Genomic DNA, 8,811 nt, shown 5'->3' on the forward strand with positions numbered 1-8,811 from the left:
ACGGTTCACATAGAGGATTGCGTTGAAGACGTCCCGTAAATCGACCTTGGCCGACTGTCCGGTCGGTCTGCGGTCGAGCCGGGCCTTTCTCCAGGTCGTCAACGTCGGCTCGATCAGGGCCCATCGGGCATCGGACAGGTCGCTGGGGTACGGCTTGCGCTCGCTCACGGCGTAGCGTGATCACGGGCGAGCCGGAAGACCAGGTTCCGCTGCCCATCAGGCGATTCCGGGGCATCTTCAAACCAGACAGACTTCCAGACACAGAAGCGAACGAGACGGATGGCCGATCCCTCGTCACGCAGAAGGTCATACACGGCCTACCGAATGAAAGCCCCCAAACAAGGACAGGAACGAGAGCCGCATACAGGGCCTGACCTGCATAAACGCCCTCTAACAGGCTGGTGAGGGGCCAGGGGGCGAGGCTTCTCGCCCAACCCGTGCGACAAGGGGAGCTGAGCGCTTGAGCTGGCGCACACGGCCAACTCAAGCGGGCGCCCCGGTGGCGGGTCTCCCTTCTTCGTCTCTGGGAGGGCAATACGCAGGCCGCGCGACTTTGTCTTCATCTGGCGCCGGTATGTAACCCACGCCTCAGTCAAGGCCCGGCCGGTGGTCCAGTTGCCTGTCTCGGCCTACCAAGCCCCGAATTGGCCGAGCTGTGGCTCGGTGATCCGCACCGCGCTCGGTCCCTCACATTCAGGGAGCAGGTGGGATGCCGCGGGCACGTGTGATGGCCCACAGTTACGTTGTGCACAATCAAATTGCGTACTAGCGTCTGTGGACACTGCATCACGACAGGGAGGCGGCATCATGAAGCCCGTCCGCTACGAGGAATACCGTCCCATCGAACGCCCGTCCTACGAGGAGGAGATGGAGGAAGTTGTCGCCCAGGTGGCACGTCGTACTCGCGCCTCGGTCGAGCGGGAAACCGTCGGTCGAGCTGTTCGCGCTGCTCACGCAAAGACCTATGGGCTCCTCAAGGCCACGGTCACGGTCGGTGACAACTCTGGCTTCTACGGGCAGGGAATCTTCGCCCGGCCGACCGCGTACGACGCCGTTGTCCGCTACTCGAACGGCTTGGGCCACCACCGCCCGGACCATCAGTTGGGCGCGGCGTGCGGAATGGGCATCAAGCTGTTCGGGGTTGCCGGCCCCTCACTGCTGGAGGACGAACGAGACAGCGGCACCTTCGACCTCAACCTGATCAACAACGAGGTCTTCTTCGCGAACACCGCCTACGACTACATGGTGATCGAGGATTTGTTCGCCGAACTGCCCGAGGCCCTGGTGGACCCAGTCCGCCGCAAGACCTGGATGGCGGAGTTCCTGACCCGCCGACACACGCTCACGGATCCCGACAGCTGGCTGTGGGACGAACTCCTCGCCATGCTGTCGTTCACTGCCGTTCCGCGCCAGAACTTGCTGTCGTACACCTACAACAGCATGGGCGCCTTCCGGTACGGCGACCACATCGCCAAAATCCGTACCGTGCCGACGGCCGCGTCCCTGGCCTCCCTCACGCACCCGATCGTGGATGTGCGCGCGGATAACGAGGCGTTCCGCCGCACCCTGGTGGCCGAGGCCGCGGAGCGGGACCACTCCTTCGAGCTCCAGGTCCAGCTCAACACCGATCTGGCCCGGATGCCGGTGGACAACACGTCCGTCAAGTGGCCCGAGGACCTGTCCCCCTGGGTGGCAGTCGCCCGGGTGGATCTCCCGCGCCAGGACATCGGCGGGCACGACAACCTGGCGGCCGCCGACGCCACATCGATCACGCCGTGGCGATCACGCGAGGAACACCGGCCCATCGGCGAGATCCAGCGGGTGCGGCAGGAGGTGTACCGGCGCTCGTCCATCGAACGGCACCGCATCAACGGACAAGAACGGCGCGAACCGGTCGGCAGTGCTGAGCTGCTGGGCTGAGCTTTTCGCCGCCACGCCGGGGCAGCGGCCGTCGTCGGGCCGCAGGAGCATCGTGTCCACCACGACATGCTGCGTACCCCTCAAGTCGTACGGCGGGGCCTGATCGGGAAGATCCCGGTCTCGAACAGACGCCGCCCACGGACGTAGCGGGTCGGGAGCCGCAGGGTGGCACTGCCTCGCGGACCCGGTGGCCGGGGCCTGCTGGGCCTGCGACTGTTCCCCTCCCCAGTTCGCCGGCCGTGTTGTCGCTCCAGTCCGGGTGGCGACTGCCTCAGCGGATCGACTGCTGCGCCGCGACGATCGCGTTCACCGTCTGCTCTGCCCGGCCGTTGCACGCAGCTCCGCGAATCCCCGGAGCTGCGTGCCCGATGCGCCGTCGGATCCACGTTCAGGCGTGGACGGCCTTGGTCTGCAGAAACTCCTCCAGTCCGTAGCGGCCGAGTTCCCGGCCGTTGCCGGACTGCTTGCAGCCGCCGAACGGAGCGAGCAGGTCGATCTGCGTGCCATTGATCTGGATCTGGCCGGCGTGGATCCGGCGGGCGATTGCTGCGGCTCTTTCGGGGGCGGCGGACCAGACGGCTCCGGAGAGCCCGTAGATGGAGTCGTTCGCGATGCGTACGGCGTCCTCCTCGTCGGTGTAGGGAAGGATGCAGAGCACTGGGCCGAAGATCTCCTGGCGGGCGATGGACATGTCCGGCCGGACGTCGGCGAAGACGGTCGGCTGCACGTAGTAGCCCGTGTCGAGTCCGGTGGGAGCTTCCGGGCCGCCGGTCACCAGGCGGGCTCCGTCGGACATGCCCTCGGCGATGTAGCTTCTTACGCGCTGCCGCTGCTCGTGGGAGATCAGTGGTCCCATAGTGGTCTGCTCGGACATCGGATCGCCCACGACGCAGTTGTCGGCGGTCTTGGCCGCCAGGTCGACGGCTTCGTCGTACTGGCTGGTGTGCACCAGAAGGCGGGTCCATGCGGTGCAGGTCTGACCCGAGTTGGCGAACGCGCTCGCCACGGTGGCCGCGACCGCATGGGGGAGGTCCGCGTCCGGCAGGACGATGCTGGGTGACTTGCCACCGAGTTCGGAGACGACCCGCTTGACCGTGCCGGAGGCGAGCTCCGCCACCCGGCGCCCGGTGCGGGTGGAGCCGGTGAAGGAGATGACGTCCACGCCCGGGTGTGTCACCAGGGCCTCGCCGGCGCCGCGTCCCGACCCGGGTACGAGGTTGAACACTCCACGCGGCAGTCCTGCGTCGACCAGCGCCTCGGCGAGCAGGTACGCCGACAGCGGTGCCGCCTCGGCCGGTTTGAGAACGACGGTGCATCCGGCTGCCAGTGCTGGAACGACCTTCGCAACGGCCTGGAACAGCGGGTAGTTCCACGGCGTGATGGCGCCGACGACACCGAGCGGCTCCTTGATCACCTCGCTGCCACCCAGGCGCTCGGTGAAGTCGAACTCCGGCAGCAGGTCGAGGTAGGACGTCACCAGGGCCAGCGGTGCACCCGCCTGTACGGTGCGGGCAAAGGAGATCGGGGCGCCCACCTCGGCCACGATCGTGTGCGCCAGCTCCTCGTGCCGGGCGGTCAGCGCATCCCGCAGCCGGGACAGGTACCCGAGGCGTTCCGTCACGGGGGTGCGCGACCACGTGTCGAACCCACGGCGTGCCGCACGCACGGCCTCGGCCACGTCACCGGCCGACGACAAGGGAACGGTGCCCATGACCTCCTGGGTGGCAGGATTCTCCACCTCCAGGACCGTCTTCTGCCGCGGTGTCCGCCAGCGGCCGTCCACGTAGATGGCCTGATAGTTCTTCACTACTCCACCTTCGTCTCCGGGGCGGCGGCAGGCGCGTCGTCGGCGAGCGTGCGGCGGATCTGTTCGCACAGCGCGCGCAACTGCCGTTCTTCTTCGGCGGACAGACCCACCTGACACAGCATCGTCTCGGGGATGTTCCGTGCCTCGTGCTGCAGTTGCCGCCCGGCTTCGGTGACAGTGAGCACCAGCCGCCGCTCGTCGTGGGCTGCCCTGACGCGGCTCACCAGACCCTTGGCCTCCAGCCGCTTGACCACCGGGGTCAGTGTCGGCGGATCGAGATGCGTGCGCTCGGCGAGGGTGCGTAGATCCACTCCGTCGTCCTCCCACAGCGACATCATCGCGATGTACTGCGTATAGGTGAGCCCGAGGGGATCGAGCAGGGGGCGATATGCGCGTGTGATGGCGTTGACCACGCTGTACAGAGCGAAGCAGGGCTGCTCGGACAGCCGGTGGGCCTTCATGCCGGGCTCCATCAGCGCCAGTACCCGTTGGCTGCCGCGATGGTGGCGAACTCGGTGGCGACGACCTGCGCCACGGCGATCAGGCTGTCCGCGTTCTCCCCGTACACCGGGCGCAGCCGCTGGCGTACGTCGCCGTCGGGCTGTGTGGCCTTCACCGACAACCGGGCCAGCTTGACGGCGAGGGCACGGCCCTCCTCGGGAGTGGCGGTGATCAGGCTGTTTCCAGGCACGAGTTCCATGGGGACCTCCGAGGGGAAAGAATTAATGCGCTAATTATTTGCGCACTAATCATTTCGTGTCAAGCGCGCGAGTGAACGCGCGTTCTCTCCACGCCGCCTCCTCTGTACGGGTACGGGCGCTCGCCCACCGCGGGCATCCGGAGCACGACGTTGGGGGACGAGGGGTGAGGACGGCATGCGGGTTCTGGTCGTGGAGGACGAGGAGATGCTTGCCGACGCCATTGCCCGGGGACTGCGGCAGGAGACGTTCGCGGTGGACGTCGTACACGACGGCGAGGCGGCCCTGGAACGCCTGGCCGTCAACGCGTACGACGTGATGGTGCTCGACCGTGACCTGCCCAGGCTGCACGGTGACGAGGTGTGCCGGCGCACCGCCGCCTCCGGCACCGACGTGCGGATACTGATGCTGACCGTGTCGACGACCGTCGCCGAGAAGGTCGCCGGGCTCAGTATCGGTGCCGACGACTACCTCGCCAAGCCCTTCGCCTTCGCGGAACTGGTCGCTCGAATCCGTGCACTGGGCCGCCGCGCGCGGCCCCCGCAGCCGCCGGTACTGGAGCGCTCGGGCATCCGGCTCGATCCCCATCTCCGTGAGACGTACCGCGACGGCCGCCCCGTCGCCCTGTCCCGAAAGGAGTTCGCGGTACTGGAGGAGCTGCTTCGCGCGGCCGGCGCTCCGGTCTCGGCGGAGACGCTGCTGGAACGCGTCTGGGACGAGAACGACCCGTTCACCACGATCGTCCGCGTCACCGTACGAGGGCTGCGCCGCAAACTGGGCGAACCGCAGGTCGTGGAGACCGTCACTGGTGTGGGATACCGCGTCCGATGAGCCCACACGGTTCGCGGCCGGACCCCGCCGCACGCCCCGGGCTCCCTTGGCGCGGGAGTCTGCGGCTGCGCCTGACCGCGGTGTTCGGCCTGCTGTTCTTCATCGCCGCAGCGGCCGTTCTCGCGGGGGCCGTGATCCTGGTGCGCAACAGCATGCAGTACAGCCTGGACATTGTCTTCTCGCCCGACCACGCATCCGACAGTGACGCAGGCACCAAGAGCATCATCATGGACTCGATGCGCAGGAACCTGCTGACCAAGGGCGGTCTGACCGTCCTGGTGGTGGGTGTGCTCGCCACGACGGCCGGCTGGCTCGTGTCCGGACGGTTGCTGCGTCCCCTGCACCAGATCACGTCCACCGCCGAGCGCATCGCCGGGCGGACCCTCCACCGGCGCATCGCCCTCGACCTTCCTCCGGGCGAGGTGAAGCGGCTGGCCGACGCCTTCGACCAGATGCTCGACCGGCTCGACAGTGCCTTCGCGGGCCAGGAACGCTTCATTGCCAACGCGGCTCACGAGCTGAAGACTCCGCTGGTCATCAACCGGACCTTGGTCGAGGTCGCGATGAACCAGCGCGACGTGCCGCCCGAAACCCGGCAGCTGGGTGCCCATCTCCTCGCTGTCAACGCCCGTCACGAGCGCCTCATCGATGCCCTGCTCACTCTCGCCCGTGCCGAGGATGCGCTGACCGACCGCGTTCCGCTGGACCTGGCGGGCATCTGCGCGGCCGTCATCGAGGCGGCCGGACCGGAGGCGGCACAAGAGGAGGTGCGCATGGCACAGCGGCTCGCTCCCGCGCGCACCGTCGGCGACCCGATCCTGCTGGAGCAACTGATCCGCAACCTGGTGGAGAACGCGGTGCGCCACAACCGGCGCGGCGGCCACCTGGAGGTCACCACGCGGCACGGCGCGCGGGGAGCGCAGGTCGAGGTGACCAACACCGGGGCGGTGATCTCCGCGCATGAGATCCCCGTGCTCTTCGAGCCCTTCCGCCGCCTCACCGACCGGATCGGATCGGCGCGCGGCAGCGGGCTGGGCCTGTCCATCGTACGGGCCGTGGCCCAGGCCCATGGCGGTGATGCGGTCGCCGTGCCACGCCCCGGGGGAGGGCTGACCGTGTGCGTGACGCTGCCGGCCCGAGCAGGCAGCGCCGGGGCGAGGCGGCGGTGACAGCGGACGCTCACGCCCGGTTCACACCGGGGTCGGTGCAATGGCCGTATGAGGCACCGCCGTTCAACGAAGGAACATCCGTGGCGTACCGCCGTTCTGCCCGTCGGCGTGCTGGGAGCGCTCCTCGCCTGCCTGTACGTCCTGGCCGGGAATGACGACGGCCGAGGGCAGGCCGCCGCGTCACCCGGCAGCACCGTCGCCCCGGCCGGGGAGGTCCCGCGAGACGGCAGGGGTACGTTCACCCGGGCCACCGGCAGCCCGGCCGTGTCCGGCGACGGCAAGCCGCTGCGTTACACCGTGGACGTCGAGGACGGCACCGGCCAGGATCCGCAGGCGTTCGCCAGGGAGGTCGACCGCATCCTGGCGGACCCGCGTGGCTGGACCGCGAGCGGCACCGCCTTCCAACGCGTCGACCGGCCGCCGTACGACTTTGCGGTGCACCTGGCCTCTCCCGCCACGACGGACCGGCTCTGCACCCGCTTCGGCCTGGACACCGGCGGCGAGGTCAACTGCCAGGGCGGTACCGATGTCGTGGTCGACCTCAAGCGATGGCTGCTGCTGAGCCCTTTCTACCGGGGCCGGTCCGCCACCTATCACGCGCTGATCGTCAACCACGAAGTCGGCCATCGCCTCGGCCGCGGCCACCAGCGTTGTCCCGGCCCGGGTCACCCGGCTCCCGTGATGGTGCAGCAGATCAAGGGACTGCACGGCTGCACGCCCAATGCCTGGCCGTTCGACCGCGCAGGCCGTCCCGTCGAACGCCCCGCCGCCCGCTGAGCCGTGACGCCGACCCGCACCGGCTCCACCGCTGCCGACCCTGAAGGACCCTCCGTGATCGAAGCAGTTCTGCATGCCACGCCGCTGTTCTGGCCCGGGACGCTGCTCTCCGTCCTGGCCGCACTGCTGTGCCGCCACCGGCTCGGCCGATGGCTCGGCGTTGTCCCGTTCACCGCCTTTCTCCTGGTGCTCTCACTCGGCGGCATCGTCACGTTCACCCTGCTTCCGAACCTCGACGCCCACTACATGGACAACCTCCGGTACGCAGATCCGGTCTGGCAGACGAGCTGGCACGTTCCCCGGCCTGCCGAACTGGCCACGGTCAACCAACAGAGCCTGAATGTCGCGCTGTTCGTCCCGCTGGGGGTGGCCATAGCCCAGATACGGCCGAGGACACGTGCCGTGCTGACGGCTGTGGCCGCCGCCGCGCTGCCGTTCGGTATCGAGGCCGTGCAGTACGCCGTGCCGTGGCTGCTGCGCGCTGCCGACGCCCAGGACATCGCCGGCAATCTGCTCGGCCTGGCGCTGGGAATGACCGCACTCGCCCTGCCGTTCCCCCGCACCCGCAGCGGACGGAGCGGGGAGCCGCCGCGGTCGTGCCGTGAGCGCACTGCTCGCTGACGCCCGGTGAGGACGCGTCCGGGCAGGGCGCTACTCCTGTTCCGGGACCGCCATCTCCCCAAGGAGGGACCAGTCGTCCTGCGGAACGGTCGCGTTGACGATGCGCGGCGTCTCGACCAGATGGGGCGGCAGCGTCTGCTGTGCGGCCTTGAAATGCGCGGACTGCACATGAGCGACCCCGGCCTCTTCGTCACGGAAGGCCTCGACCAGGACGTACTCCGTCGGCTCCGCGACGCTGCGCGACCAGTCGAACCACAGGCAGCCGGGCTCGCCGCGCGTGGCCCGGGTGAAGTCGGCGGCGATCTCGGGCCAGCGGTCGGCGTGCTCGGGACGGACCCGGAACTTGGCGGTGATGAAGATCATGGGATTCCTTCGCTGATGTCTGTGCGTCCTGCATCAAACAGGCGCTGTGTACGGCGGATCGTACGACCTCGGTTGTCGTCGTCGGCTCGCCGACCTCACGACAGCGGACGCGTCGCGGCATACCGCCGTAGGGCGGCGGCGCCCCAGGCGGTGCGGCGCGTCGCCTGATGGGTGGCCCGCCGTGGTGAGGCGGGGCGGGGGAGGGGGCATGCGACGGTCGTTACGATCGGAGTACCAACCGGCCGTCCACGCACGGAAGGACCATGGTGCGCGGCAGATGCACGAGCACCTCCTCGCCGACCGGAACTCCCTCCTCGCGTGGCGTCTTGGTCCTGACGAGCTGCCCGGCGACCTCGAGCACGCGCTGCGCGCCGTGGTCGCTGACGCCCCGCAGCCGGCCCGGGAAGGTGTTGGGGCCGGACTCCGGGACGACCTTGACGTAGCCGGGCCGGACGCCGATCTGGATCCCGGTCGGGTTCCGGGGAACGTCCCAGGCAATGGACAGCGTCCCGCCGCCCAGCGCGAAGCGCTCGTCGCTGCGACCGCTTACGATCCGCTGAGGGGCTCTTTCAACTCCGGCACGTGGGGCTTCCTCATGGTCGGTGCCAGCACGTTCGGTGTCCTG

The 8,811-nt window shown here is 68.7% G+C and carries 10 protein-coding genes and 1 pseudogene; 5 read left to right on the forward strand and 6 right to left on the reverse strand.

Translation table 11 applies throughout. The features are described 5' to 3' along the window. On the reverse strand, positions 1–168 hold a 168-nt coding region (locus tag ABB07_RS38600; protein WP_208903813.1), incomplete at its 3' end, for a transposase. Between the two features lie 639 nt (positions 169–807). On the opposite strand from ABB07_RS38600, the gene ABB07_RS38605 reads away from it, so the two are divergent. Next, complete coding sequence (locus ABB07_RS38605) at positions 808–1,920, forward strand: catalase family protein (protein WP_208903077.1); 1,113 nt, start codon at positions 808–810, stop codon at positions 1,918–1,920. Between the two features lie 388 nt (positions 1,921–2,308). Here ABB07_RS38605 and ABB07_RS38610 read toward each other — a convergent pair whose 3' ends face one another. From ABB07_RS38610 to ABB07_RS38620, 3 genes are read right to left on the reverse strand one after another with little or no spacing between them, the layout of a single operon-like run. Next, positions 2,309–3,727 carry an aldehyde dehydrogenase family protein gene (locus tag ABB07_RS38610; RefSeq protein WP_208903078.1) on the reverse strand — a complete coding sequence of 473 codons (1,419 nt, stop codon included), beginning with the start codon at positions 3,725–3,727 and terminating at the stop codon, positions 2,309–2,311. Then, on the reverse strand, positions 3,727–4,188 hold the full coding sequence (locus ABB07_RS38615; protein ID WP_208903079.1) for a MarR family winged helix-turn-helix transcriptional regulator: 462 nt from the start codon (positions 4,186–4,188) through the stop codon (positions 3,727–3,729). Before ABB07_RS38615 ends, ABB07_RS38610 begins: the two co-directional genes overlap by 1 nt. An 11-nt stretch (positions 4,189–4,199) precedes the next feature. Continuing rightward, on the reverse strand, positions 4,200–4,427 hold the full coding sequence (locus ABB07_RS38620; protein ID WP_208903080.1) for a hexameric tyrosine-coordinated heme protein: 228 nt from the start codon (positions 4,425–4,427) through the stop codon (positions 4,200–4,202). A gap of 175 nt (positions 4,428–4,602) precedes the next feature. Here ABB07_RS38620 and ABB07_RS38625 point away from each other — a divergent pair, with 175 nt between their 5' ends. Genes ABB07_RS38625 through ABB07_RS38640 form a run of 4 tightly spaced genes read left to right on the forward strand, consistent with a single transcriptional unit; the run spans position 4,603 to position 7,823 of the window. Then, positions 4,603–5,256 (forward strand): response regulator transcription factor, encoded by a 654-nt coding sequence (locus tag ABB07_RS38625; RefSeq protein WP_208903081.1) that lies wholly within the window; start codon positions 4,603–4,605, stop codon positions 5,254–5,256. Beyond that, positions 5,253–6,425 carry a sensor histidine kinase gene (locus ABB07_RS38630; protein WP_208903082.1) on the forward strand — a complete coding sequence of 391 codons (1,173 nt, stop codon included), beginning with the start codon at positions 5,253–5,255 and terminating at the stop codon, positions 6,423–6,425. The genes ABB07_RS38625 and ABB07_RS38630 overlap by 4 nt, the downstream gene beginning before the upstream one ends. Before the next feature lie 48 nt (positions 6,426–6,473). After that, positions 6,474–7,202: a DUF3152 domain-containing protein gene (locus ABB07_RS38635; protein WP_208903083.1), complete on the forward strand. Its 729-nt coding sequence runs from the start codon at positions 6,474–6,476 to the stop codon at positions 7,200–7,202. 54 nt (positions 7,203–7,256) lie between these two features. Beyond that, positions 7,257–7,823, forward strand: a complete 567-nt coding sequence (locus tag ABB07_RS38640) for a VanZ family protein (protein ID WP_208903084.1) — start codon at positions 7,257–7,259, stop codon at positions 7,821–7,823. Between the two features lie 30 nt (positions 7,824–7,853). Here ABB07_RS38640 and ABB07_RS38645 read toward each other — a convergent pair whose 3' ends face one another. Both ABB07_RS38645 and ABB07_RS38650 read right to left on the reverse strand, forming a co-directional pair. Next, positions 7,854–8,186 (reverse strand): putative quinol monooxygenase, encoded by a 333-nt coding sequence (locus tag ABB07_RS38645; protein WP_208903085.1) that lies wholly within the window; start codon positions 8,184–8,186, stop codon positions 7,854–7,856. 220 nt (positions 8,187–8,406) lie between these two features. After that, positions 8,407–8,811 (reverse strand): annotated as a pseudogene (locus ABB07_RS38650) (hypothetical protein); the annotation flags it as partial.

The organism is Streptomyces incarnatus (assembly GCF_001027185.1).
Classification (GTDB): domain Bacteria; phylum Actinomycetota; class Actinomycetes; order Streptomycetales; family Streptomycetaceae; genus Streptomyces; species Streptomyces puniciscabiei.